This window comes from Lewinella sp. W8 (genome assembly GCF_004375085.3).
GTDB lineage: Bacteria > Bacteroidota > Bacteroidia > Chitinophagales > Saprospiraceae > Neolewinella.
On record NZ_SNAQ03000001.1, the window covers coordinates 193,849 to 218,660 of the forward strand.

The following is a 24,812-nucleotide window of genomic DNA, read 5'->3' on the forward strand; positions in this document are numbered from 1 at the left end:
ACTTCCTAAAGATAGCACGGTCATTATTCATACAGCTGCACTGCTTACCGTGTTCTTTCGGGGTGCTTCCAAAACGAGTTGGTGGGGCCGCTTAGTGTTACGAGCCAAGGGGGACTACCTTCCCGCTACCCATTAAGACGGGAATTGGTGATAATGGTAACAAAGCAGGTGGGAACCCCAAGAAATAAGGGGGCAAACGACGGGAGGTTAGACGTTTCCCGGCTTGGAGGAACGTCTTTGGGTTGGACACGGTGATATTGACCTCACCACCGATATCGTGACTATTCCTAATCCGTTTTTACCCGGAAGCGCAGAGCCCGCAGGCCATTGACGGACTGGAGTGGATCGAGGACGAGTTCTTCTATTTCCCCTTCCACGTAACCCGCTTGATGCAGGTAGTGTAGGTGATCATTGTATTCTTCCAGGGCGGCCTCCTGGAGGTAGACGATACTGATCATACCGGCCTGCGTTAAGCGTTCGGTGCCGCCGTTGATGGTGGCCTTGTCGATGCGCTTTTTCAGGATTTCGTAGCGTACGTTATAGTCACCATCGACGTCAAAGCGCTTCTCGTCCATGCGGAACCGGATGTCGAGAGGAGTAGTGTAGGCAAAAATGAGCTGTGCCGTGCGCAGTGGCATGGGTAGGGTTTCACTGACCTCCTTGACCAGGCGGGTGGCGTCGCACATATCAATCAGCTGGGATAAGCGAAGGTTGCGCAGATGGATGTCAGAAAAGGTTTGATTTTTCAGCAAGCTCTGACCGGCATAAATTTCGTACTCCACCCCGTCGGTACGGTATTTCTCGAAGTAGTGGGGGAGGGAGGCCTGGGAGAGGTTATCCCGTTCGGTAAAGAAATCGCTCAGCCGGCGGTTCAAACGCTGGAGGCTTTCTTCATAATCCCTCCGTACCCGGTAGAAAAGTCCGAGCTCGGGGTCGAGCTTATCCCGATAATTTTTGGCCAGTTGGCGCAAATCGGCGTGATGTTCCCCCAGCTGGGTAACGATGGGGGTGAGTTGATGAATAATGAACTGGCTAATGCTGATCTCGTGGCTGTTGTCAAAATCATCCACGCTGGTCGCCAGGGCATTGTCAATCTGCATGATCACCTGCCCGATGAGCGGGAAGGAAACCAGGTCCATGGCGCGCACCAGAAAGAAGCGGCCGGCCCGGAGATTGTCAAATAAATCCTGATAGATCGCCGTGTTCCGTAGTCTGGAACTGCCCACGATATCGGCTTGGCCATAAATCGGGTAGACTTCCTGGAAGGAAATGGTTTCGGGCATCATGGGGAGGCCCTCCTCCTGCCGTTGCAGGATGTTGAACGCGGCCTCGGTAAACCTCCACTCAATACTCGGATGGAGTCGGGTATACTGGTCCCGGAGGATGGCTTCAATCCGGTTGTCGATGTACTCGCGGCTGCGTTCCACGGCCGTGCGGAAGAGCCCCCGAATTTCTCCGAACTTGGCTTCCATAAAGGCATTGACGCCGAAAGGTTCCGGGCTGGCGAGTTCGGCCACCCCGATGACGTTCTTTGCCTGATCGAGTAGGGGGGCTACCAAAATGCTTCGTATTCCCAGCTTGAGCAGCAGCTTTTCCAGTTTGGTGGGGTTGGATACCGCCTTCAGGTCTTCGACCATGACCACCTCCCGACTCTGGAAGGCCCGGTGGTAAATGCTGTCGGTGTAGCGGTCGTCGGTCAGTTTGCCGATGTGCTCGCTGAGCAAATTGAAACGGATGCGGTATTCATGGTCGACGGCCCGGTCTGAGGGGAAGTCTACGGCACTGAGCCCGAGTTGCAGGTCGGCCTTCTGAAAATGGATACGCACGAGATCGGCCAGCGACCGGACGCGCTCCACATCCAGGATGGCGTCCCGGCTGATGAGCCGGTGCTTGAGCCGCCCGAGGGCTTCCTCTTCCGTGACTTCGGTCAGGTTAGCCACGTGAAAACCGTGGAATTCAAATTTTTCCGGAGGAAGCATTTCCAGCCACAGGTCCGTGTTGGATATGTTGTTCAGCAGTAGGTGAATCTGCTTTTGATCCAGCTTAGGAATATCTCCCTTGGCAATCACTTCGATGAAACTTTCGTCCATCGTAGGTTTATAAAAGCGCTTCAGTCCGGTGACCGGATCCGGGACACTCAGCATCGCTGAGGGCTTAACGTTTACTTCCACCCCGTAGAAACGGTGAAGAATGGTGCAGCCGGCCATCAGTAGATTCTGGGCCTTTATTTCCTGCATCTTGCTACCAAAAGAGTAGCAAGCGTTCTCCTGATCCATGAGCTTTTTCATGGCCGGGCTAACGTACAGCGGCATAAAACCGAAGGGAATACCAAACTTGAAAAGTTCTGAATCGTGCCGACTGGGGGGCACCAAAAACATCCATAGCAGTTCGAGCGTGTCTTTGTGTTTCTCGATCAGGCTGTAGTCGGTAATGGGCGCACGGAGTTCCGGAGCAGCTTCGACCCGCCGGAACAACTCATCGGCCAGGACCCTGATCCCCGCTCCGTTGTCCTTTGCCATGACCTCAATTTGCCGGAAAGCATAGTCGAAACAGAGGACGCTCTGGTAGGGAACGGCAAAGGGGTCCTCCAGTGCCTGAGCTTGCTTCAGGTCCGGGACACTAACGGGAAGCACGGTAGCTTCCGGATCGTTATTGAGGGTAACTTCGAGTTCCATGGTAGGGGGTAAACGCTTTCACGGAGAAAAAAGATGGAGGGGCCGGACCTTGGGTGAAACGTAGTCGGCAATTATCGCGAGGTGGTCGATCAGTAATAAGCGGTATTCGACGAACAGGGTACGGTGAGAAATTCGTTTGTGGGGTAAGGTGAATCAGGGTAGAAAGAGAACGGCAATAGAACACCCCGAATAAGCGTAGGGTTGCGGAGGAATTTATGTCACAGGATTAGGTAGGGGAGATAAAAAATGCGCGTAGTCAGGTACTGACCACGCGCATCATTGGTTCTTCGGTCAACTGGTCTTAGGATCGGATGGCGGCAATGCCGGGCAATTCCTTTCCTTCCAGTAGTTCGAGCATGGCGCCACCACCGGTAGAAACAAAGCTCACCTGCTCGGCCAATCCAGCTTGATTGATGGCCGAAACGGAGTCTCCTCCGCCAATCAGGCTGTAGGCGCCGTTGTTTTGGGTGGCCTGGGCTACTGCCTCGGCAATACCGTTGGTTCCCTTGGCGAAATTAGCCATCTCAAAGACGCCCATGGGACCGTTCCAGAGAATGGATTTGCTTTCGGCAATCACCCCGGCGAAGAGGCTTACACTGTCGGGACCAATGTCCAGCCCTTCCCACTCGTCTTCAATGGAACCGGCGGGGACAATCTTGGTGGGGGTTTCGTTATTGAACTCCTTTCCCACAACCGTATCTACCGGAAGGTACACCTTGGTGTCGGTTGCAGCGGCCTTCTCCAGTAGCTCGAGTGCCTTGTCGGTTTTGTCGGGCTCCACGAGGGAGTTACCTACTTTGCCCCCCTTAGCCAGGCTGAAGGTGTAGGCCATGGCGCCACCGATGATGATGTTGTCGGCAAAGTCCAGCAGTTTCTCCAGCAGCAGGATTTTGTCACTGACCTTGGCTCCTCCCACGATGGCGGTCACCGGGTGAACGGGGTTGTTGAGCAACCGCTCTGCACCATTGAGCTCGGCTTCGATCAGGAAACCGAATGCTTTGTGGTGTGCATCAAAGAACCGGGCAACGGTGGCCGTCGAAGCGTGCTCCCGGTGAGCGGTACCAAAGGCATCGTTAACGTACATGTCCGCCAGGTCCGCCATTCCTTTGGCGAGGTCCTGATCTCCCTGGCTTTCTCCGGAGTAAAACCTGGTGTTCTCCAGGAGAAGTACCTGGCCGGGCTCCAGAACGGCCACGGCTGCTTTGGCGTCTTCCCCGATGGTGTCATGGACAAACTGGACCTGACAACCGATGTAATCTTCCAGGGTAGGTACGATGGGAGACAGGCTGAAGGCCTCGCGATCAATGCTCCCGTCCTCCAGCTTTTTCTTTTGGGGACGCCCCAGGTGAGACATCAAGATCACCGCCGCTCCGTGCTCCAGCAGATACTTAATGGTGGGGGCGGCTTTGGCAATACGGGTGTCGTCGGTGATTTTTTTATCACCATCCAGGGGAACATTGAAATCCACCCGGACGAGCACTTTCTTACCAGAAACGTCGAGATCTTTTAGGGACATGGGGATAGTTTAGGAATGAAAATGGTGGATCGAATTTACTTCAACCCACCATTTCCACAATTTCAGTAATGATTAGAGTGCTGCGATGCGTTCGCAGAGGTCGGCGAGGCGGGCGCTGTAGCCTGCTTCGTTATCGTACCAGCTGACTACCTTGACGAGTTTGCCAAAAGATTTGGTCTGACCGGCGTCGTAGAGGCTGCTGTACTTACTGCCAACAATGTCACTACTTACGTAGGGAGCATCCACGTAGGCAAGGATTCCCTTCAGGGGGCCTTCGGCGGCCTTACGGAATGCTTCGTGGATTTGTTCTTCGGTAACCTCCGTTTTCAGCGTAGCCGTGAGGTCCGTCAACGAACCGGTGGGTACGGGAACCCGCATGGCGCCACCGTCCAGTTTGCCGTTGAGGTGAGGAAGCACCAGCCCGACGGCCTTGGCGGCACCGGTCGTGGTGGGAACGATGTTAATGGCAGCGGCCCGGGCGCGGCGGAGGTCCTTGTGGGGACCATCCTGAATGTTTTGGTCAGCCGTGTAAGCGTGCACGGTTGTGATGATGCCCGAATCAAATCCGAAGGCATCGTCCAGGACCTTCACCATGGGGGCCAGACAGTTCGTCGTACAGCTGGCGTTGCTGATCACCTTGGCGTCACCGGTCAGGACGTCATCGTTTACACCGAGTACTACGGTCTTCACGTCACCTTTACCGGCGGGAGCGGAAATCAAAACCTTCTTACAACCAGCCTGGATGTGGAGCTCGGCCTTATCCCGGTCGCGGAAACGTCCCGTACATTCCAGCACGACGTCTACGTCAAGTTCCTTCCAGGGAAGTTTGCTGGGGTCGGGCTGGGAAAGGGCGGAAATCTTCTTTCCGTCGATGTAGATGTAGTCATCGTCGGCGCTCACTTCACCGGCAAAGTTACCCTGAACACTGTCGTACTTGAAGAGGTGCGCCAGGGTAGCGTTATCCGTCAGGTCATTAACGGCTACTACGTCGAGGCCTTTTTCGAGGAGGTTGCGCATCGTGATGCGACCGATCCGGCCGAAGCCGTTAATTGCAATTTTTGCCATGAATGGAGGGTATTTTCTCGTTTGTCTTTTGAGGTTGCGTCTTGGTTATTCCAGCACTTATGTCGCTCGGAGCTTATTATTCGTTAGGTTCTCGAGCCGCTTGCGCCGGAAAGGACGCAAAGATAAGTGCTTACCGAATGCCCACCAATAGTAGGTGTGTAGTCCAGGCAGCCTCCCTAAGAAAACTGCCGGTAAGCACCAAAGTTGATCAAAAGTAATTACTTAGTGTAAAATATACAATAATTAAGCTTCTTCTGACCAATTTTTCTGCCCAATAACCCGGATTTTTCCCAGTCAGTGTGAGAATATTGAGCACTTTTCCGGTTTACCCCGAAAAAAGAAACCACCTCCAACCGAAGTTGAAAGTGGTTCGTTGGGTAGCCCGTAGGGGAATCGAACCCCTCTTTCCAGGATGAAAACCTAGCGTCCTAGCCGATAGACGAACGGGCCGGGTAGAAGAAACTTGATGTTTGAGATTTGAAGTTTGATGTAGAGGGGAGTCAAGCCGGAGGAGCGTCAAACCCGATTAAACGGTAAAAGCGCTCTGCACCAACGGCCTTACAAAACACATCAAACGTCAAACGTCTCCTATCAAAAATCAAACATCTGACGTCAAACATCATATGGTAGCCCGTAGGGGAATCGAACCCCTCTTTCCAGGATGAAAACCTAGCGTCCTAGCCGATAGACGAACGGGCCGGGTAGAAGAAACTTGATGTTTGAGATTTGATGTAGAGGGGAGTCAAGCCGGAGGAGCGTCAAACCCGATTAAACGGTAAAAGCGCTCTGCACTAACGACCATACAAACACATCAAACGTCTCCTATCAAAAATCAAACATCTGACGTCAAACATCATATGGTAGCCCGTAGGGGAATCGAACCCCTCTTTCCAGGATGAAAACCTAGCGTCCTAGCCGATAGACGAACGGGCCATAAATGATTAATAAAACCGACGTTTCGGCTTTAGCGGGTGCAAATATACGACCCGAACACCACTGTGCAAACAGGGTTCAAAAATTTTTCGTTTTGGCGATAGTATTGGTAACGGGCGGCGATGTTTTGCCTAAAGGGTAGTGCGCAGGGCGTCCAGACGCACCCGGAGTTCTTCGGCTTGTTCGGCCTTAAAACTGACGGCCATGGTCCGACTGAGTTCCGTAATGGTGTCGAGCTGAATACGGTCCTGCTCCAGGTGGTACCGCAGTTCTTCTACCCGGGCTTCGTCGTCAAAATTGGTACTACGGAGTGTCGTAAGCTCTTTTTTGCGCGCGGCAATGCTTTCCTGTAGTCGATGCCGTTGGAGCAGTTCCTCCAGCTTGACCGCACAGTCGGTGAAGAAGGCAGCCTTGGCGTGGCGAAGGTTGAATTCGGCCTCCAGCTCCCGAATAACTTCTTCCGCCCGTCCTTTTTCCTCCGCGGTGGCGGCATTACTACGACTGAGGTCATCCCGCAGGGTGCGGACACTGGTCATGATGGATTTGGCCTCTTCCCGAAAACGATCTTCCTGCTCCCGGCACTCCCGGAGGCGGGTCTCTACCCGTTGCTGAAATTCAGAGATGCGCGGGGCGGAGTGCCTGGCCCGTCGAAAGAGCCGGTAAATGATGAGGGAAACGATGCCACCAGCAGCCAGGGCAAACAGGGCGAACCCCAGTGGAGGGTGAACGCGAAAAACAATGACCAACAACAATACCCCTCCGATGAGGTAAAGGAGATACTCTGCTGATTGGGGGCCCTTGTTGTGATGGGAATCCATACCACAAAAACGGAATTTTTTTGGAGATAGTTGCGACGACTAGTCGGGAAAGCGGTGGGATTTGTCGATTATCCTTTAGTGCACTCCGGTGAGTCACCAGCATAAAAGACGGGCATTATTGATTTTATACCCCTTTGCGGGCCTCCTTTTCTGCTTTCATTTCTTGTTTTGCGGACCGAGCCTTAATTTACCGCCCCTACTTTACCTCTATCTATATGCTTTCAGCCGTCATTGCCTGCTTCATCATCGGTTACGTCGTAATCGTTTTTGAACACCCCCTTCGCCTCGATAAAACGGTTCCCGCCCTGCTGATGGGCTCCATCTGTTGGGCCCTGCTCAGTATTGGTTTCAATACCGGCTCCCTCGAAGTTATCGACACCCACGGCGTCGTGTACAGTGCCGCGGAACACGCGGCGGATCATGCCGCCGATCACGGTGGGCACGGCGGCGCAGAAGAAGGATTCATCAATACGCTGCTGCATCACCTGGGGAAAACCGCAGAAATCCTGATTTTCCTGATCGGTGCCATGACCATCGTGGAAATTGTCGACCTGCACCGGGGCTTCGATATTCTCAAGAGCTGGATCAAAACCCGCTCCAAGACCCGCCTGCTGTGGATCGTAGGTATCCTCGGATTTATCCTGTCCGCCATCATCGACAACCTGACGGCTACGATCGTACTGGTTACTCTGCTGCGTAAACTGGTACCCGATCGCGAACAGCGCATCTGGTACATTGCGCTCATCGTCATTGCCGCAAACGCTGGCGGCGCCTGGTCGCCCATCGGCGACGTCACCACCACCATGCTCTGGATTGGGCAGCGGGTATCTACCCAGGGACTGGTCGTTAACCTGGTCATTCCCTCCATTGTATGTTTCGTAGTGCCCTTCCTGATTGCCAGTATGATGAAACCCTTTAAGGGCGAGTTAGCCCTGCCGGTATTGACGGACGGGGAAGAAAAAGAAGCACGACAGCTGCTTTCCAGTAAGACCATGTTGTTCCTCGGTCTGGGAATGATCGTCTTTGTGCCCATTTTTAAGACCATCACCCACCTTCCTCCCTACCTGGGCATGATGCTCAGCCTCGGGGTGGTCTGGTTGGTTTCCGAGTACATCCATCCGGAGGAAGACTTTACCGAAGAACGTAAGGCTGCCTACTCCGCGCATAAGGCCCTGAGCCGGATCGAGATGTCTTCCATCCTGTTCTTCCTCGGTATTCTGATGGCCGTTGCGGCCCTCGAGTCCGTGGTGGTCAATGGCGTTGGCGCCCTGCGTGCGGTGGCCGAAAGCCTGCAGGAAGTAGTACCCAATCAGGATGTGGTCATCATTATCCTTGGCTTCCTTTCGGCCATCATTGACAACGTCCCGCTCGTGGCCGCTTCCATGGGTATGTACGACATGGCCGTCTTCCCGGTTGACAGCAAGCTTTGGCACTTCATCGCCTATTCTGCCGGTACGGGAGGTAGTATGCTCATCATCGGCTCTGCTGCCGGCGTGGCCGCCATGGGCATGGAAAGAATTGACTTCATTTGGTACTTCAAAAAGATTGCCTGGCTGGCCTTTGCGGGCTTCATCGCCGGTGCGATCGTATTCCTGGCCCTGTCCAGCGTCATGGGATGATCAGAATAATGGTAAGAGTTTTTGGTTGCCTGCTGCTGGCGGGAATGCTGTGGCATTGTGCCCGGGAGGATAAGTTACTCGTGGGTGACTGGCAGGCAGTATCCGTAACCGAAAATGGAGACAGCCTGCGACTTAATCCCGCAGAAATCGGTTTCACCTTCCAGGAGGACAATCGGTACGCCTTCCGTTCTACGCTCCGGTACGCCGAGGCGGGACGGTGGCGGTATGATCACGGATTTTTGTTCGCCACCGATACCACTCATCCCGACCTGCCCGAACGGATCGTGGCCATCGACCGGCTGACCATCGATTCGCTCATTCTGCGGATGCGTGCCGATTCGGCCGAGCGCAGGGTGGTGCTGTTACGGAATACGGACGATTCTGCGGAATAGGTTCATGCTGAATAGTACCGTGCCGAGCGTAGTTGGGCGCGGAGCGCAGGTGCCTTCTTTTCTGGTTGGGCCGGGTGACCCCGTAAGGCCCCTCGCGGCTACCGGTTTTTCCAGAGTAAACTGCTGTCTCCGTAGCTGAGAAAACGGAAATCGTTGTCCAGGGCATAGCGGTAGATATTCCGCCATGCGTCCCCCACGAGGGTGGCTACCAGCAACAGCAGCGTAGAGCGCGGCTGGTGAAAGTTCGTGATGATACCATCCGCCACCCTTAAGCGGGTAGCGGGCGTGAGCAGCAACTGGGTGTAACCCGATAGTTCTTCCAGTTGGTTGTTGTCCATGAGGGCCAGTAGGCTCCGGAGGGCGTCTGAGGTACTGACCGCAGAGAGTGTGTCTTGTTCCGTTACCCACTGGTCGACAAACACCGGTCCCCTCACCTCGGTTAATTCCCCCCGGAAGTGTTTCGCGCCGAGGTAGAAGAGACTTTCCAGACAGCGGAGGCTGGTCGTCCCGACACTTACGATGGGGTGGCCGGCTGCCAGTTGTTCGGCCAGGGAAGCTACGAGGGACCGGCTCACGGTAAAAAACTCGCGGTGCATAGTGTGGTCCCCGAGGGTTTCGGAAGATACGGGCTTGAAGGTTCCGGCACCCACGTGCAGGGTGAGTTCCCGCCACCGAATGCCCCGTCGGCCAATGGCTTCCAGGACGGCCGGCGTGAAGTGCAGTCCGGCGGTGGGGGCGGCAACGGAACCTTCCTCCTTGGCGAAAACGGTCTGGTAGCGCTGGGCATCGCTTGCCTCGGCCTGACGGCCGAGGTAGGGGGGGAGAGGAATGGTGCCGGCCGCGGCCAGTACTTCCCCGAAGCTGATTGTTTGGTCGCTTTCCCAGGAGAAGGTTACGGAAAAAGCATTGTCCAGACGTTCCTGGCGGGTGGCCCGGAGGGTCACCGGTCGGCCAGCGACTTCCAGGGGAAGTTCGAGTGCGCCCTGCTTCCAGCGGCGGTTACCGCCGATGAGGCATTTCCACTGCACCTGCGCAACGGCGCCCAAAGAAAGCGCGTAATCATGGGGGGCAAGCGGGTCGAGACAAAATATTTCCACGGGGCGTTTGCCTTCCCCGATCGGAAAGTGCAGGCGGGCGTGAATTACCCGCGTTTGATTGCCGATCAGCAGGGTGCCTTCCGGTAGTACCTCGGGCAGTTCCCCGAAGGGACGCTCGGAAATTTTGCCGTCCTTAAAGTGAAGCTGCCGGGCCGCCGCGCGATCCGCGAGTGGATACCGGGCGATGCGATCGTCGGGCAGATCGTAATCGTAGTCATCGATGGAGATGGAACGGGCGGAATCGGCCATTTCTAGGAGTTAGTTTGACGGGCTCGAAAGCCAACACCAGGAGAAGGGAAATGGATGAAACTCCGAGGGGAAATCTGCCTTTTCTTCGCGTAGACAATCGTCCGCAACCCCGATTAAACCCCGGAATCCGGCACACTTTTGGATTCCTGATTGTCTTTCGCCTAGTTTTTTCCGCCATTGATCGAAAAGCCACCAACAGTCTGTGGTTGATGGCGTTCTTGTGACAACTTTCTAAAATTCACGGCATGTCCAATTTTTTCAAGATACTTTTCGGCTCCTGTCTGGGTACGCTTCTCGCCCTGGGGGCGCTGTTTTTTATTGGAATTTCCACCATCGCGGGCCTGGCGGCCTCGACGGAAGAAAAACCCCGCGTGAGCGCGAATTCTATTCTTGAAATCGATCTGGTCTCCGTTCCCGAACTTTCCGGCAACCAACCCCTGGATTCTCCCCTGGCCGGTGGCTTTGATACCGATGAGGTACTCGGCCTCCACGATCTGATCCGGGCCATCGAAAACGCCAAAGACGATGATGACATCAAGGGGATTTACCTGAACAATTCCTTCAACGCCATTCCCTTTACTTCCCTCCGCCTGCTGCGGGAAGCGGTAGCAGACTTCCGGACTTCCGGGAAATTCGTCCTCTCCTACGCGCCCTACTACGAACAAAAGGCTTACTACCTGGCCAGCGCCGGTGACGAGGTCTTCATGGGCCCACTCGGGGCGGTGGATTTTCGCGGACTTGGCGCCGAAATCCCCTTCTTTAAGGGGGCGCTGGATAAAGTTGGCGTGAAGATGGAGGTTTTCTGGGCCGGAGATTACAAAAGTGCTACGGAGCCCTTCCGCCGGACGTCGATGAGCGACGCCAGCCGGGAGCAAACCAAGGAATATCTGGAAGACCTGTTTGGGGTGATGCTGGATGACCTGAGCGCAGGCAGAAATATTCCGGCCGGAGAGCTGCGGGAAATGGCCGGGGCACTGACGGGTTGGAAAGGACAGGCGGCCGTGGATGCGGGCCTGGTGGACGGCATCAAGCGTCGTACCGAAATCGATCGCCGACTGCACGAGCTGGTGGGCTTCGATCCGGACGAGAAACTGAATACGATTGAGGTGGACGATTATTTCGCCGCCCGCATGAAGAAATTAAAGGGAGGGGGCGATAGCGAAGTGGCCGTCCTCATCGCCGAAGGCACCATCGTGGATGGCAAAGGAGACCTCGGCAGCATCGGCGACCACAAGTACGTCAAGGAACTGGAGAAATTCATCGATGATGACGACGTGAAGGCGGTGGTTCTCCGGGTAAACAGCGGAGGGGGCAGCGCCAGCAGTTCGGAGAACATCTGGTACGCCGTGGAACAACTTAAGGAAGCCGGAAAACCCGTGGTGGTGAGTATGGGGGACTACGCCGCCAGCGGCGGCTACTACATCGCCGCCGGAGCGGACTCCATCTTCGCCGAACCCTCGACGATTACGGGTTCCATCGGGGTGTTCATGATGTTCCCTAACATGAAGGAGCTCATGAACGACAAACTGGGCATCACCTTTGATACCGTCAATACGGCCCGCAACGCCACGGCCTTCAGTACCTTCCGGGACATGGGCCCCGAAGAGAGAGAAATCCTCAAGGCGCGTACGGAAAACATCTACGATATTTTCCTGAGCCGCGTAGCGGAGGGGCGTGATATTCCGGTGGAGCGGGTCCGCGAAATTGCCGGTGGTCGCGTGTATTCCGGCATGCGGGCCGAAGAACTAGGGCTGGTGGATCGCCTGGCCGGCCTGGAAGAAGCCATTGAAAGTGCCGCCAATATGGCTAATCTGGACAATGACTATTCCATTGGTCATTACCCCAAAATCAAACCTCCCTTAGAGCAGTTGCTGGAAGAACTGTTTGGTCAGGAGTTTACGCCGGCCGTAACCGAGGGCGTAGTAAAGCAACAACTGGGCCCCGAAAACTACGAATACTACCGCATGATGCGGGACCTCACGAACGCCGAGGGCGCCCAGGCCCGTTTGCCCCTGATGCTGCGATTTTAGGGGGAAAACGAGCTTCGATTTTTAAACTTAGAAAAAGATTAGCGCCCGCCGGAAAGAACTTCCGGCGGGCGCTAATACCTTTGCGGGCAGATAAACCCTTTCGATTATGCTACAACGTATTCAATCCGTCTTTCTGTTTTTGGCCGCACTGGCCTGCTTTGGTCTTTTTGCTACCGACGCTGCCGATACTGATCGGGCGATGGCGGACAGCAATCTGTTTGCCGACGGGAGCTTCAATATTTTCGATGATCCCGTGCTGATGGGGGCCTTTACGCTGGCGGGCGTTCTCTTGCTGGTGGTCGTCTTTTTGTATAAGAACCGGCCGCTGCAGATGAAATTAAGCCTGGCTGCGGTGGTTGTAGTATTATTCGGTCTGGGCTACGGGGTATTTCTGTGGCTCAACGACCTGGCGGGTAAGGTAGCGTCTCCTGATGTCGGTATCGTTCTTCCCGTACTGGCGATCATTCTGGCCCTACTCGGCCGACGGTACGTGAAGCAGGATGAGCAACTGGTACGCAGTGCGGATCGTCTGCGGTAAGTCCGGGCTTAGCGCCAATATTTTGTCACTGAATATCTACACCTCGTCCACCCGGATGTAGGGTTGAAAGATGGCTTGTGCTCTTTAGGGAGCCGTAGGCGGCGCTTGCCCATGGCTATATTGGGGTGAAGGAACTATATTGGAGTGTTTTCTGGAACGTGAAGATGGAAATTCTCTTCACACAAACCACTTATACACTATGCTTAAGGAATTCAAAGAGTTCATTATGCGGGGCAACGTGCTGGAGCTGGCCGTTGCCGTAATTATTGCCGGAGCTTTCGGGGCCATCGTTACCTCCTTCACGAACGACATCATTATGCCACCCATCGGAGCTGCCATGGGGGACGTTGATTTCAGCGAACTGTCCTATCAGTTGACCGAAGACGTGATGGACGGAGAAGGTAACGTGGTGGCGGAAGGTGCGGCCATCCGCTACGGAAAGTTTATTCAAACCATCATCGACTTTCTGATTATTGCCTTCATCATCTTCATGGTCGTTAAATCGTACAACCGATTGACCGAAAAAGAGAAGGAAGAAGAAGCTCCCGCTCCGGATCCGGGGCCGACGGAGATCGACCTGCTTAAGGAAATCCGCGATCAGTTGGCCAAAAAATAATTTGGTCAGCGCAAAAAAAAGAATAGCCCGTACACCATGGTGTGCGGGCTATTGTTGTGTCGGGATGACCTGAACGATTAGAGTTTAATCTCGTCGTCCTGGCCGTCGTAAAATTTGTAGGTCGTGACGGGGAAGTCATTGTCGGCCTGAATTTCCAGCCAGCGATAGTGGCGCATGTACCACTTCATCTGCAGACTGGGCAACCCACGCTTCAGGTAAGCGGCCACGTAGGGATGGACCTTCAACTTGAGTTTCGCCTTCGGGCGAGCCTCCATGATGAAGTTCAGGTCGCGTTCAATGTCGTCGGTCAGTAAGATGGTGGCGTTGATCTTACCCGTTCCATTACAGGTGGGGCACTTTTCGGCCGTCGTGATCTTCACCTCGGGTCTCACCCGCTGGCGGGTAATCTGCATCAAACCGAACTTGCTCAGGGGAAGGACGGTGTGCTGGGCACGGTCGTTCTTCATGGCCCGGCGCATGTGGGTCACCAGCTTTTTCCGGTGCTCGGCATCCCGCATATCGATGAAGTCAATCACGATGATGCCGCCAATGTCCCGTAGACGCAGCTGACGGGCGATTTCTTCGGCGGACTCCATATTGATCTTCAGGACGGCCTCCGCCTGGTTCTGGCTGGGCATTTTGTTACCACTGTTGACGTCAATGGTGTGCATGGCCTCCGTGTGTTCAATCACGATGTAGGCACCACTGGGCATGGTGGCCGTTTTGCCGAAGCTGCTTTTGATCTGTTTGGTGATACCGTGAGCATCAAAAATGGGGCGTTTGCCCTTGTGCAATTGAACAATGTTGGCGGCTTTGGGGGCCACGTCCGTAACGTACTGGCGGACGGTTTCAAAGAGCGCCTGGTCGTCAACGACGATCTTGCTGAAATCTGGCGTTAACAGATCGCGCAAAAGTCCGGTGGTCTTATCTACTTCGCTGAGCAGTTTTGTGGGTGGTTGAGCCGTTTTGGCGGCTTCGTAGATGTTCTTCCACTTCGCCATTAACAACTCGACTTCCTCCAGCAGATCACCTACCCCCTTGCCTTCGGCGGCGGTACGCACGATGACTCCGAAGTTTTTGGGCCGGATGCTTTCCACCAGAAGCTGAAGTCGCTTACGCTCTTCACTGGTACTGATCTTTTTGGAGACGGCCACCGCTTCGCTGAAGGGCGTGATCACGAGGTAACGACCGGGAATGGTAATCTCGCAACTGAGACGGGGTCCCTTGGTGCTGATCGGCTCTTTGAGGACCTGCGCCAGAATCACCTGGCGTTTGTCGAATACCTCGTCAATCTTTCCGGTTTTGACGATCTCGGGCTCAAATTTGAACTTGTCGAGTTTGTGCGTCTGGATTTTGTTGTTGCGGGTCAGCTGCGCATATTTTTGCAGCGAACGAACCCGCGGCCCCAGATCGGTGTAGTGCAGGAAAGCATCCTTTTTGTGGCCAATGTCCACAAAAGCGGCGTTCAGGGGCGCCGTGACGCGCTTTACTTTGCCCAGGAAAACGTCTCCTACGGTAAACTGATCCGTAGAACGCTGTCGGTGGATTTCGACGAGTTTACCGTCTTCCACCAGGGCTACCTCTACCGTTTTTCCGGTAGAGGATACTATCATTTCTTTTTCCACGCTTAAGGTTGTGGTTGCTGATACAGTGAATCGCCATAACGGACGAGGCCATTACGGACAAAACAATGTCATCAATACCAATAAAACACACCAGCATGGTAGAATGGTGCCGGCCCGAAGGGATGCGCGCGATTATCGTTCGCAGCAGTAGTCTGGCAGGATGTACCTAAAGTGATTTGCCGGGGCCTTGGGGAATACGGTGTTTTAGAAACCGCCGCCCCCAAATAGGGTGGCAGTGGCGGTTAAGTTCTTGGTAACGGATGTGATGCCAGGGGCGATCCGTAAAACTAGGGGCACGTATTGAGGCCGGAATTTTAGCAGCCCTCCTAAAGTATTGTAAACTGATCGTATACGGTATAATGGGGCTGAGGAGGTATACATCCTGAAAAGAACACAGATGAGGAACGAGCTAACCGGAGCAAGCAACGCCGATGGGCTTTTGACCGTACAACCCACAACTGCTTATGAGTTGGGATGCAGGTTGCTTCTACCGGGACCAGCCGACACGCCTTTAGCGTGCCGGCTGGAGTTGGTATGTGGTAATGTAACCGTAGTTAATTACTTGTTCTTCTTCTTGTGACGGTTCTTGCGAAGACGCTTTTTCCGTTTGTGCGTGGCGATCTTATGACGCTTACGCTTTTTTCCACACGGCATAGTAGTGTCGTTTAGGTTAATAATATGGTTGCTGTATAACAGCATACCCGATTGGATACAACCGGAATGCTGATTAGGTTGGCTTTCCGGAGCATTATCGGCCCGACGGCTGCACGATTTCCGTACAGCGACTTGCCATGGCCGGTGCTTCCGGGCGACCAAGTTGTTCGTATAGTTGAGCCAACGGACAGACGGCATCGGGGTTGGTTGGAGCTAGCTCTGCTGCCTTTTCCAGCCGTTCCACGGCCCGTTCCAGTTGGTTCGTTTTTATGGCCAGTCTGGCCAGGGTCAGATACACCCGAGCGTTCTCGGGATACTGCTTTTCCAGGTCCCGCAGCATCAGAATTCCCTTCATGGGTTCACCCGGTGGCGGGAAGTCCGTATAACTGACCGCCAGATTAATCCGGTGGTCGGCATTTTGCGGATCAAGACTGATGGCCGCCTGATAGGCCTGTTCGGCCTGGCTGGCACAGAACTGCCTTATTTTGGCGTCAATTCCCTCCCGTTGGAGGCAAAGACTGAAGGTCGTTCCGGTGATGGACCAGGCATCCTCCGTGTTCACGACTTCGGCAATCTGCCGCGCGTAAATCCCGGAAATGGCTGGTTCTCCGGCCCGATACCATTCTCCCGCCAGTTGCTCAAGAATGCTCGTCCTGGCGGAATCGCCTTCCGTAGCGGAGAGTACTTCTTCAAGACTGGCCAGGTTGGCCAGCTGAGCGGGGTTGAGACGGTCCCGAGCCTCGCGAATGAGGGTTTCGAGTCCCGTCGTTTCCATTGGACCACGCTGAAAGCTTGCTTCCATTTCTGCCGGACGCACCGGGCAGCCCCAGTAGGTAAGCAAAAGCAGGGCGGCAGCAAGGCCGGCGGCAATCCATTGGGTTTTTCCCACTAGTCGATCTTTTCTTCCTCAGGAAGCGCCGTCACCTTATCCTTAACCTGCTCAACGAAAACTTTGGCGGGCTTGAAGGCCGGGATAAAGTGCTCGGGAATAACGATGGCTTTATTCTCCTTAATGTGGCGGCCGATTTTTTCAGCACGCTTCTTTACGATGAAAGAGCCAAAACCACGGATGTAAACATTTTCACCTTCCGCCAGGCTGCTCTTAACTTCCTTGAAAAAGCTTTCCAAAGAAACCAGTACATCTACCTTAGCAATACCGGTTTTCTCGGAAATGTTTGCAACTAAATCAGCTTTCCTCATTTTTCGTTTTCGTTATCGTACAATTGGTGGTCGGGGGAACCAAAATAATTCGTGAGTGACGCAGGGGTAATTCCCTGTGAAACAACAATTTCTGAAGCTCTTAACCCCAGCTGAATCGATTCCCGCAGGGGGAATCGCCGGAGGGGGCGTACAAAAGCGACGCAAATATCGCATTTTTTACTCGGTTACGGGTAATGAACCGAACTATTTCTTTTGCAATCAATCACTTAGAAGGATTCTCATGACTTCAGATATCTCTCCGTGGCCCGACGGCCAAAACCCGCTCCCACCGGTTGGGCTAGTCGCATCGGGTAGTCTATCTTTGTCGCCAGTCGAATAATCAGACTACCTATGCTTTTATCCATGACCGGCTACGGCCGGGCCAGCACGTCCGAAGCGGGCAAAACTTACACCGTAGAAATCCGGTCGTTGAACAGTAAACAAAGTGACCTACGCTTAAGAACGTCGCAGCAACTCCATAAGTACGAGGTGGTGCTGAGAAAAGAAGTCCTCAACGCGACCAAGCGGGGTAAACTGGAAATGATCGTTGACATCAAGGACGAAACCGGCGGCGGTACGGTTGCCGTAAATCTCCCGCTCCTCGGTGGCCTTTATGACGAAGTGGCCCACCGCATGGGCAAGCACACCAAGTACCCCATTCAGGATGATCACCTTCAGGGAGTGATTGCCGGACTTCTGCGGACTCCCGGCGTTATCGAAGCGGGAACCAGTGAACTCACGGAAACGGAGTGGCTCACCCTGCAGCGGACCGCCCGGGAGTGCCTGGAGCGTCTCCACAGCTACCGCCTACAGGAAGGTAAGGTCCTCGCCGATGATCTTGGCACCAGCTGTGAAGCCATCGTCGAACTTCTCGACCAGGTATCCGCCTTCGAAGAGGCACGGGTGCAGGCCGTCCGGGACCGGATGAGTAAGCAGCTGGAGGATTTCCTCGGTCGCTCCAACGTGGATAAAAACCGATTCGAGCAGGAGGTGCTGTTTTACCTGGAGAAAATGGACATCAACGAAGAAAAGATTCGCCTGGCCCAGAATTGTAAGTACTTCCTGGAGATTTTGGGTAACGACGACGAAATCAAGGGGCGGAAGCTTAACTTCATCAGCCAGGAGATTGGCCGGGAGGTTAACACCCTGGGCGCCAAGGCCTATTCTGCGGACATCCAGAAGCTGGTGGTGAACATGAAGGAGCACCTGGAAATGATCAAGGAACAGCTCGCAAACGTCGCCTGATATGCCGCACGGAAAACTATTGATTTTCACCGCCCCTTCGGGAGCCGGAAAAACGACCATCGTACGACACCTGCTGGGAAAGTATGGCCAGTTGTCGTTCTCCGTTTCCGCGACCAATCGCCCGCCCCGCCCCGGAGAAGAAGACGGGCGTGACTATTACTTCCTTTCCACCGAGGAATTTGAACGCCGGATCACCGCCGGCGATTTCGTGGAATACGAAGAGGTTTACCCCGGGCGGTTCTACGGCACCCTGCGCAGCGAAATTGATCGCATCCTCGCCAGCGGCCGGTCCGTGGTTTTTGACATTGAGGTGAAGGGAGCCACCAACCTCAAAAAATTCTTCCCCGACAACAGCCTGGCGGTTTTCGTGGCGCCTCCCAGTCCGGAAGTCCTCTTTCAACGACTCCGCGACCGTAATACCGAGAGCGAAGACAGCCTACGGGTTCGCATCGCACGGGCGGGGGAGGAACTCAGCTACGTAAACAGCTTTGACCGGGTACTGGTCAACGATGACCTCGCCACCGCACTGGCGGAGGCGGAGGCCATCGTCGGAGAATTTATCGGTGTAATGGACGCCGGGGAATAATCATCACCCGATACGTTTGCTATCCCGGCACGGTTTCCTGATGGGGAAAGGCTAATTACTTCAGCTTACGGCCTCCGGCCACCCGGCCCCGTACCTCATTGTCGCGTAGGCGCTTGAGGGGAATGAGGAGGCTGGCAAAGGCGTCATTACTGCTCACCTGCCAGGTTTGACCGGCGTAGGTTACCGTTCCCCGGCGGCGATTCCAGTCGCTGGCCAGCAGGGTATACCGGTTACCCGCTTTGGGGTTCGGACCGAAAACCAGATAGTTGTCATCCTGTCGCTCGAAGCTGATGGCCATCCGTTGGGTCTTCGGGCTGAAGATGAATACCCCGGGGGTGTTGCGTTTAAAGACCATTTGTTCCACCTCACGTCCGTCCACGATTTTTACCTGTCCGTTCCGGATTTCGGAAGATCCTCCCCGGAGTTCCCGGTTCAGAATCAGGTCTTCGGAAAGATAAAACTGGATGCGCTTGAGATCATCTTCGTTCCAACCCTGGTCTTCAATCAGGCGCTGGGAAAGCGGACTTAACTTGGGACCGCAGGAAGAAACGAGCACGCAAAGCAGGAAAAGGGGGAAGAGTAATCTTGTCATGGCTGGCTGTTTGATGATACAATACTAAAGCATTGGCGCGAACGCAGGTGCAATGGTTGCTCGTGTTTAAGCCATATTTAACGGCAATTGTTAAGAGCTTGTTTGGATTTTAGTAATCGACCTCCATTTGGCCTTTTTTAGCGCTGGTTGCGTTGGAAATATCCTCATTTAGCGCTGCTAGACTCCGGTATTCCCGCCTTACCAGCACCAAAAAATGCTCAAATTCGGCCAGAAAACCAAAACCCAAACAAGCTCTAAGGCGAACTAATTTATCGGCGCTTACGGAAGAATTCCGTCATCAATTGACCGCATTCCTCGTGCAGGATGCCGTATTCCAGAATGGTCTTGGGGTGCAGCAGTTCCCGGCCAAAACGCATAAATCCGCGCTTGTCGTCACTGGCGCCGTAGACGATTCTGGTTGCCTGGGCCCAACCCAGGGCGCCCGCGCACATGGGGCAGGGTTCCAGGGTGACGTAGAGGGTGCAGTCGTGCAGGTATTTGTCTCCCAGGTGGTTGGCCGCTGCGGTGAGGGCAATGATTTCGGCGTGGGCCGTCACGTCGTTAAGCCGTTCGGTCTGGTTGTGCCCCCGGGCAATAATCCTGCCCCCGGACACTACGATCGCGCCCACCGGTATTTCGCCTTCCCGGGCGGCCAGCTTCGCCTGGGCGATGGCCTGGCGCATGAAGTAGGCATCATCGTATACCTCAAGCATCGTCCAGTACGGTTTCCACCAGATAATTGTTGCGGTCTGAGGAAGACCGCACCACGAGTTCCGCCAGGAAGCCCGTCACGAAAAGAATGGTGCCCAGCAGCATGGCGGTCAGGCCAATGAAAAAGATGGGGTTGTTGGTCACCAGGGTTTTGGGCATCCCGTTGGCCAGCGCATACAGTTTGGCCCCGCCGACGTAGGCGGTGCTGCCGAGCCCAACCAGGAACATCAGCGTGCCCAGCGTGCCGAAGAGGTGCATGGGCCGTTTGCCGAATTTGCCCACGAACAGGAGCGTCAGCAGGTCCAGAAAGCCCGTCACCAGGCGGCTTACGCCGAATTTTGAATACCCGTATTTCCGGGCGCGGTGTTCGACCACCTTCTCGCCAATTTTTCGGAAGCCCGCCCACTTGGCCAGCAGCGGCATGTGTCGGTGCATGTCTCCGTAGACCTCAATGGACTTGACCACCTGCCGCCGGTAGGCCTTCAACCCACAGTTGAAGTCGTGTAGCTTGATGCCACTGGCCATCCGGGTGACGGCATTAAAGAATTTTGAAGGAAGCGTTTTGCCCAGCGGATCGTGCCGCTTCTTTTTCCATCCGGAGACCAGGTCAAAACCTTCCTCTTTGATCATCCGGTAGAGCTCGGGGATTTCGTCGGGACTGTCCTGCAGGTCAGCATCCATCGTGATGACCACCTCCCCCCGTACGTGGCGAAAGCCGGTGTGCAGGGCCGGACTCTTGCCGTAGTTGCGCTGAAACTTCACGGCCTTCAGCTGGGGGTACTCCTTGCGCAAGTCCTCGATCACGGACCAGCTTTTATCCGTGCTGCCGTCGTCGACCATCCAGATTTCGTAGGAGAAATCATTGGCCTTCATGACCCGGTCGATCCAGGCCGTAAGCTCGGGCAGGGATTCTTCTTCGTTAAAGAGGGGAACGACTACGCTGATGTCCATAGGGTACGCTTATCCGGCGGGGAAAAACTGGCCATTATTGACCGTACCGATGATCTTGCCGGGCAGGGCCCGACCAATCACGGGATTATTAACGGTCTTACCCTTAAGATCGTTGTCGTGCAGGCTGATCTCCGCGTCCTTGCGGAAAATGCTGAGTTTGGCCGGGGCGCCGGAGCGCAGGTGCAGGGCGGGTAGGCCCAGTAGCCGTCGGGGACCGTTACCCAGCTTTTCGGTAATGTCCGCCAAGGCAAATTCTTCCCCCAGAGCCGCGAGGCATTCGTTGAAGGCCGTCTGGATACCCCGGGCACCAAAATCGGCGTACAGGAATTCGAGATCCTTTTCCTCCCCGTGGCGGGCCTGGTGGTTGCTCACGATGGCGTCGATGGTGCCGTCCTTCAGGCCGGCGATCAGGGCCAGGCGGTCGCTTTCCTCCCGGAGCGGGGGAAGCATCTTTGCGTGGGTGTCAAAGGACGACAGGGCCTCCACGGACAGCAACAGGTGATGGGCACTGACCGTGGCAAAAACCTCGTGCCCCGCCGCCTTGGCGCGGCGCACTTCTTCGACGCCCTCGGCCGAGGAGAGGAGGTGGACGATCAGCCGGCCTTCCGTGTAGGCCAGGAGTTCAAGATCCCGCTTCAGGGGGATGGTCTCGCTCATGGTCGGGATACCCCGTAAGCCCAGGCGGGTGCTGACCAGTCCTTCGTGAATCTGGCCGTCCGGAATCAGTTCCGGGTGGTAGGGGGAGACCATCACCCGGGCCTGGGTGGCTTTGGCGTATTCCAGGGCCCGCTTCAGCAGGCTGCCGCTGACGCGGCGGTGGGGGCCGTCGGTGAAGGCCACCGCGCCGGCGCGGTGGAGTTCCAGCATCTCGGTCAGGTCTTTCCCCTTCAGGTCCTGACTCAGGGCCGCCAGGGGCAGCCAGTCGATGGGCCCACTTCCGTTGTGGCTCCGCAGGTACCCCAGGTCCGCCACGCTCTGGCGCACGGGCAGGGTGTCCGGTAGGGGAGCGACGGCCACGAAGCCGCCCGCCGCGGCGGCGGCGGTCAGGCTGGCGATGTCTTCCCGGTCTTCGTGACCGGGGTCGCCCAGGTAGGTGCCCAGGTCGAGAAAGCCCGGCGCCGCATAGCATCCCGAAAGGTCAATAACCTGCTCTCCTTCCTCGGCCGTCAGGCCGCCGGCCAGCTCGGTGAAGTGTCCGTCTTGAATGCGCAGGTCGACGGTCTCCTGATGGTGAGGACCGTCCGGATCTAGGATGTGGAGGGAGCGAAGCAGCATGGTGGAGCAAAGGTAAAAAGATTGACGATAAGCTGAGGGGGTAAAAGCCTACCTTCAGGAATGGTGTCGCCTTTCGCCGAAAGGCGACCACGGCATGCTAAAATGGAAGAAAATTGTCGATTATGTGGGCCTCCAAGTCGAGACCTCGGAGCAGCAATTCGGGCCTGCGGCCCTGCAGAGACTGCTCCGAGGACCGACCTTACTTCCATCTCTCTGAGCGCTCCTCGTATCTGTCGAGTGCAACGAGCTGCTCAGAGATGTCGCGAAAGTTCATACTAACCCGCCTCGGCCGACGAAGAGGCTAAACCCTGCTCTTCCCCGGATTTACTTTGCTTCTCGCTAGAATTCACTGCACCTGCCTCCGGCCATTCTCTACACCTTCCAGAAGCGCAACAGCAACACCTCGACGAGGAAGAAGGCGAGGGCGGCCCAGAGGAAGTAGCGCCAGAGCGGAGTGCCTTCGTTGCTTTCCCGGATTTCTCCGATCAGGCTGGCCTGGTTGTCGGCGGAAAGCAAGCCGAGCGTACCGGCGCCCGTGAGCTCCTCCAGCGAGGCTTCGTTGAGGTAGGTCAGGTCGGATTCCCGGCGGTCGTAGTTGAAGGCAAAGGCGTCCACGACCTCCTCTCCGAGCACCAGTTCATAGACCCCGGCTTCGGGCACCTGATTGTCGAGGCTCAGCAAAACCCGCTGTTCTACGATGCGCTGCCCGGGGATAAATTCGCCGCCCGGTCCGCGGAGTTTATACACCAACTCCGACGTGGCTCCCCGGCGGTTGGTTTCGATGACCTCATTCTGGCCGATGGTGTAGGCCGCCGGACGACGACGCCCGCTGCTGATGCCCATCTTATAGAGCATGGGGATGAAGATTTCTGCGTTCAGGGCCAGGTCATTCAGCTCGTTGTCCAGCGGGGCGGCGTTGAGGTACAGGTTGCCCTTCCCGACGCGGTATTTGCCGAGGGCCGTGCTCCCGTCCCGGTAGGTCAGCAGACTCTCCTGCCGGCGGCTGCCGAGGCGACCGATGGGGAAGTTACCCTGGGTGGTCGGGAGCCGCAGGTTGGCGTTGCGGTTGCGGAACACGTCGCGGAAGATGAACTCGTTGGTGTTGATCGCGCTCACCTCCCGGGGAGCGGGATCGAACTCCCGCAGCTCGTCGGCCGGGAAGCGTTGGAGGAAGGTCCGGTAGGAGGCCAGGTCCGCGTTGCGGGAGGGGAAGACCAGCAGATTACCACCGTTGGCGACGTACTGCCGGAGTTGCTCGGCCAGTCCGCTGGCTACCTGCACCAGGTCCGTGATCACCACCAGGTCATAGTTGCCCAGGGCCCCGTAATCGATGTTGCGGGCGTTGACGTAGTCGGCCGCGAACACGGACAGCCCGCCCAGGGCGGCCCGCAGGTTGCGGTTGGCCTGACCATCGTCGTCGATGTTCAGCACGCGGACGCGGTCGGCGGTCCGGAACGTGATGTGGTACACATCGTCAAACTGCACCGGGAAGTCCGTAATGCGCAGCGCCGCCCGCCCGATGCCCGGCTGACTGATGTTCAGGTAAACGCTGTCCACCACGTAGTCACCCGCCGGAATGGTCAGGGTGCCCTCCGGCTTGTTTTGTCCGCCGTAACTCAGGGACAGCCGGACGTTATCGAGGTCTTCTGCGCCGTAGTTTTTCACCCGGACCAGCAGGAGGTTGTTCTGGTTGAGCTGCGGCACCGGGGCTTCGAACCAGACGGAATCAATGGACACGTTACGTTCCCGCACCGCCCGGAGGGGGACCAGGTTGGTCCGGATGTTGGTGTCGACGGTGGCCGGATCAATGTCTACGATGTTTTCCTGGAAGTCGGAAATCAGGTAGGCGATGCGGTTGTCGATGCTTTCGGTCCGCAGGGCGGATTCCTGGCGGCCCATGACGGAGGTCAGGGTGCGGGATTCCGGGGTCAGCCTTACTTCCTCGATGAGGTTGAGGGCCTCCTCCTGACCCACCAGTCGTTGGTTGCGGCCCGTGAAGCGGTTGTCCAGAATCTGGAAGCGATCCTCGACGCCATAGGCGTTCACTACGTCCCGGGCGCGGTCCTTGGCGATCTGGAGGAGGGGGGCGCTGTCGCTCTCGGCTCCCATACTGAAGCTGTTGTCGAGGTAGAGGCTGACGGCCTTTCTTCCCTTGAGGACCTCCTTGGCGGACGGCAGAAAGGGCTGGGCGAAAACAAACACCAGGGCAATGATGGCCAGGCAGCGGGCCATCAGCACCAGGAGGTTGCGCAGCCGACTGCGCATACTGGTTTCTTCCTTCACTTCCTGAAGAAACTTCACGTTACTGAAGTAGACCTTCTTAAACCGGCGAAAGTAAAAGAGGTGAATGATGATCGGGATGGCCAGGGCGGCCAGTGCCCAGAGAAAGGAGGGGTAGAGAAACTGCATACTGAGGTAAAAGACG

Annotated in this window: 20 protein-coding genes and 3 tRNA genes; 7 read left to right on the forward strand and 16 right to left on the reverse strand. The window is 55.8% G+C overall.

Annotated elements, in window-relative coordinates; translation table 11 throughout:
• Positions 1 to 287: 287 nt before the first annotated feature.
• The 7 genes from E1J53_RS00825 to E1J53_RS00855 form a co-directional block, all read right to left on the reverse strand.
• The gene (locus E1J53_RS00825) at positions 288 to 2,675 is read right to left on the reverse strand and encodes a GAF domain-containing protein (RefSeq protein ID WP_134270081.1); all 2,388 of its coding nucleotides are present in this window, start codon (positions 2,673 to 2,675) and stop codon (positions 288 to 290) included.
• Between the two features lie 301 nt (positions 2,676 to 2,976).
• Positions 2,977 to 4,191, reverse strand: coding sequence for a phosphoglycerate kinase (pgk, locus tag E1J53_RS00830; protein ID WP_134270082.1), 1,215 nt, complete (start codon positions 4,189 to 4,191; stop codon positions 2,977 to 2,979).
• A 72-nt stretch (positions 4,192 to 4,263) separates the two neighbouring features.
• The gene (gene gap / locus E1J53_RS00835; protein WP_134270083.1) at positions 4,264 to 5,256 is read right to left on the reverse strand and encodes a type I glyceraldehyde-3-phosphate dehydrogenase; all 993 of its coding nucleotides are present in this window, start codon (positions 5,254 to 5,256) and stop codon (positions 4,264 to 4,266) included.
• Positions 5,257 to 5,634: 378 nt separating this feature from the next.
• A tRNA-Glu gene (locus E1J53_RS00840) sits at positions 5,635 to 5,706 on the reverse strand.
• Between the two features lie 174 nt (positions 5,707 to 5,880).
• Positions 5,881 to 5,955: transfer RNA gene (locus E1J53_RS00845), tRNA-Glu, on the reverse strand.
• 159 nt (positions 5,956 to 6,114) lie between these two features.
• Positions 6,115 to 6,189, reverse strand: a tRNA-Glu gene (locus E1J53_RS00850).
• A 131-nt stretch (positions 6,190 to 6,320) separates the two neighbouring features.
• The gene (locus E1J53_RS00855; protein ID WP_134270084.1) at positions 6,321 to 7,007 is read right to left on the reverse strand and encodes a hypothetical protein; all 687 of its coding nucleotides are present in this window, start codon (positions 7,005 to 7,007) and stop codon (positions 6,321 to 6,323) included.
• Between the two features lie 215 nt (positions 7,008 to 7,222).
• Between E1J53_RS00855 and nhaD the strand changes: the two genes are divergently transcribed.
• Together nhaD and E1J53_RS00865 are read left to right on the forward strand one after the other, a co-directional pair.
• Complete coding sequence (gene nhaD, locus E1J53_RS00860; protein ID WP_134270085.1) at positions 7,223 to 8,626, forward strand: sodium:proton antiporter NhaD; 1,404 nt, start codon at positions 7,223 to 7,225, stop codon at positions 8,624 to 8,626.
• Between the two features lie 8 nt (positions 8,627 to 8,634).
• Positions 8,635 to 9,018, forward strand: a complete 384-nt coding sequence (locus E1J53_RS00865; RefSeq protein WP_134270086.1) for a hypothetical protein — start codon at positions 8,635 to 8,637, stop codon at positions 9,016 to 9,018.
• A 98-nt stretch (positions 9,019 to 9,116) separates the two neighbouring features.
• Here the strand turns inward: E1J53_RS00865 and E1J53_RS00870 are convergent, their stop codons facing one another.
• The gene (locus E1J53_RS00870) at positions 9,117 to 10,364 is read right to left on the reverse strand and encodes an S-adenosylmethionine:tRNA ribosyltransferase-isomerase (protein WP_134270087.1); all 1,248 of its coding nucleotides are present in this window, start codon (positions 10,362 to 10,364) and stop codon (positions 9,117 to 9,119) included.
• Positions 10,365 to 10,609: 245 nt separating this feature from the next.
• Between E1J53_RS00870 and sppA the strand changes: the two genes are divergently transcribed.
• From sppA to mscL, 3 genes are all read left to right on the forward strand, one after another.
• Positions 10,610 to 12,394, forward strand: a complete 1,785-nt coding sequence (gene sppA, locus E1J53_RS00875; protein WP_134270088.1) for a signal peptide peptidase SppA — start codon at positions 10,610 to 10,612, stop codon at positions 12,392 to 12,394.
• A gap of 106 nt (positions 12,395 to 12,500) precedes the next feature.
• Positions 12,501 to 12,932 (forward strand): DUF4293 domain-containing protein, encoded by a 432-nt coding sequence (locus E1J53_RS00880; protein ID WP_134270089.1) that lies wholly within the window; start codon positions 12,501 to 12,503, stop codon positions 12,930 to 12,932.
• 199 nt (positions 12,933 to 13,131) lie between these two features.
• Positions 13,132 to 13,548 (forward strand): large-conductance mechanosensitive channel protein MscL, encoded by a 417-nt coding sequence (mscL, locus tag E1J53_RS00885; RefSeq protein WP_134270090.1) that lies wholly within the window; start codon positions 13,132 to 13,134, stop codon positions 13,546 to 13,548.
• 77 nt (positions 13,549 to 13,625) lie between these two features.
• On the opposite strand, the gene E1J53_RS00890 is transcribed toward mscL, so the two are convergent.
• The 3 genes from E1J53_RS00890 to E1J53_RS00900 all read right to left on the reverse strand — a co-directional run bounded on the left by E1J53_RS00890 (position 13,626) and on the right by E1J53_RS00900 (position 17,027).
• Complete coding sequence (locus E1J53_RS00890; RefSeq protein WP_134270091.1) at positions 13,626 to 15,173, reverse strand: Rne/Rng family ribonuclease; 1,548 nt, start codon at positions 15,171 to 15,173, stop codon at positions 13,626 to 13,628.
• 748 nt (positions 15,174 to 15,921) lie between these two features.
• Positions 15,922 to 16,716: a tetratricopeptide repeat protein gene (locus tag E1J53_RS24600; protein ID WP_134270092.1), complete on the reverse strand. Its 795-nt coding sequence runs from the start codon at positions 16,714 to 16,716 to the stop codon at positions 15,922 to 15,924.
• Positions 16,716 to 17,027 (reverse strand): HU family DNA-binding protein, encoded by a 312-nt coding sequence (locus tag E1J53_RS00900; protein WP_134270093.1) that lies wholly within the window; start codon positions 17,025 to 17,027, stop codon positions 16,716 to 16,718. The genes E1J53_RS24600 and E1J53_RS00900 overlap by 1 nt, the downstream gene beginning before the upstream one ends.
• A gap of 351 nt (positions 17,028 to 17,378) precedes the next feature.
• Here E1J53_RS00900 and E1J53_RS00905 point away from each other — a divergent pair, with 351 nt between their 5' ends.
• Both E1J53_RS00905 and gmk read left to right on the forward strand, forming a co-directional pair.
• Positions 17,379 to 18,272, forward strand: coding sequence for a YicC family protein (locus tag E1J53_RS00905; protein WP_134270094.1), 894 nt, complete (start codon positions 17,379 to 17,381; stop codon positions 18,270 to 18,272).
• 1 nt (position 18,273) lies between these two features.
• Positions 18,274 to 18,858, forward strand: a complete 585-nt coding sequence (gmk, locus tag E1J53_RS00910; protein ID WP_134270095.1) for a guanylate kinase — start codon at positions 18,274 to 18,276, stop codon at positions 18,856 to 18,858.
• Between the two features lie 55 nt (positions 18,859 to 18,913).
• Here gmk and E1J53_RS00915 read toward each other — a convergent pair whose 3' ends face one another.
• From E1J53_RS00915 to E1J53_RS00935, 5 genes are all read right to left on the reverse strand, one after another.
• Positions 18,914 to 19,450, reverse strand: a complete 537-nt coding sequence (locus E1J53_RS00915) for a hypothetical protein (protein WP_134270096.1) — start codon at positions 19,448 to 19,450, stop codon at positions 18,914 to 18,916.
• Positions 19,451 to 19,719: 269 nt separating this feature from the next.
• Complete coding sequence (locus E1J53_RS00920) at positions 19,720 to 20,163, reverse strand: nucleoside deaminase (protein ID WP_134270097.1); 444 nt, start codon at positions 20,161 to 20,163, stop codon at positions 19,720 to 19,722.
• Positions 20,156 to 21,112, reverse strand: coding sequence for a glycosyltransferase family 2 protein (locus E1J53_RS00925; RefSeq protein WP_134270098.1), 957 nt, complete (start codon positions 21,110 to 21,112; stop codon positions 20,156 to 20,158). Before E1J53_RS00925 ends, E1J53_RS00920 begins: the two co-directional genes overlap by 8 nt.
• A 9-nt stretch (positions 21,113 to 21,121) precedes the next feature.
• Positions 21,122 to 22,387 carry a dihydroorotase gene (locus tag E1J53_RS00930; protein WP_134270099.1) on the reverse strand — a complete coding sequence of 422 codons (1,266 nt, stop codon included), beginning with the start codon at positions 22,385 to 22,387 and terminating at the stop codon, positions 21,122 to 21,124.
• A gap of 372 nt (positions 22,388 to 22,759) precedes the next feature.
• A complete protein-coding gene (locus tag E1J53_RS00935; protein WP_134270100.1) occupies positions 22,760 to 24,796 on the reverse strand; it encodes a BatA domain-containing protein in 2,037 nt (678 codons plus the stop codon).
• Positions 24,797 to 24,812: the final 16 nt, after the last annotated feature.

Bases quoted from the DNA above. Each gene is read 5' to 3' on its own strand.
- E1J53_RS00925 (WP_134270098.1), bottom strand. From the start codon at position 21,112: ATGGACATCAGCGTAGTCGTTCCCCTCTTTAACGAAGAAGAATCCCTG.
- E1J53_RS00915 (WP_134270096.1), bottom strand. From the start codon at position 19,450: ATGACAAGATTACTCTTCCCCCTTTTCCTGCTTTGCGTGCTCGTTTCT.
- mscL (WP_134270090.1), top strand. From the start codon at position 13,132: ATGCTTAAGGAATTCAAAGAGTTCATTATGCGGGGCAACGTGCTGGAG.
- E1J53_RS00825 (WP_134270081.1), bottom strand. From the start codon at position 2,675: ATGGAACTCGAAGTTACCCTCAATAACGATCCGGAAGCTACCGTGCTT.
- E1J53_RS00905 (WP_134270094.1), top strand. From the start codon at position 17,379: ATGCTTTTATCCATGACCGGCTACGGCCGGGCCAGCACGTCCGAAGCG.
- E1J53_RS00880 (WP_134270089.1), top strand. From the start codon at position 12,501: ATGCTACAACGTATTCAATCCGTCTTTCTGTTTTTGGCCGCACTGGCC.
- gap (WP_134270083.1), bottom strand. From the start codon at position 5,256: ATGGCAAAAATTGCAATTAACGGCTTCGGCCGGATCGGTCGCATCACG.
- E1J53_RS00865 (WP_134270086.1), top strand. From the start codon at position 8,635: ATGGTAAGAGTTTTTGGTTGCCTGCTGCTGGCGGGAATGCTGTGGCAT.
- E1J53_RS00870 (WP_134270087.1), bottom strand. From the start codon at position 10,364: ATGGCCGATTCCGCCCGTTCCATCTCCATCGATGACTACGATTACGAT.
- E1J53_RS00855 (WP_134270084.1), bottom strand. From the start codon at position 7,007: ATGGATTCCCATCACAACAAGGGCCCCCAATCAGCAGAGTATCTCCTT.
- nhaD (WP_134270085.1), top strand. From the start codon at position 7,223: ATGCTTTCAGCCGTCATTGCCTGCTTCATCATCGGTTACGTCGTAATC.
- gmk (WP_134270095.1), top strand. From the start codon at position 18,274: ATGCCGCACGGAAAACTATTGATTTTCACCGCCCCTTCGGGAGCCGGA.
- E1J53_RS00935 (WP_134270100.1), bottom strand. From the start codon at position 24,796: ATGCAGTTTCTCTACCCCTCCTTTCTCTGGGCACTGGCCGCCCTGGCC.
- E1J53_RS00920 (WP_134270097.1), bottom strand. From the start codon at position 20,163: ATGCTTGAGGTATACGATGATGCCTACTTCATGCGCCAGGCCATCGCC.
- sppA (WP_134270088.1), top strand. From the start codon at position 10,610: ATGTCCAATTTTTTCAAGATACTTTTCGGCTCCTGTCTGGGTACGCTT.
- pgk (WP_134270082.1), bottom strand. From the start codon at position 4,191: ATGTCCCTAAAAGATCTCGACGTTTCTGGTAAGAAAGTGCTCGTCCGG.
- E1J53_RS00930 (WP_134270099.1), bottom strand. From the start codon at position 22,387: ATGCTGCTTCGCTCCCTCCACATCCTAGATCCGGACGGTCCTCACCAT.
- E1J53_RS00900 (WP_134270093.1), bottom strand. From the start codon at position 17,027: ATGAGGAAAGCTGATTTAGTTGCAAACATTTCCGAGAAAACCGGTATT.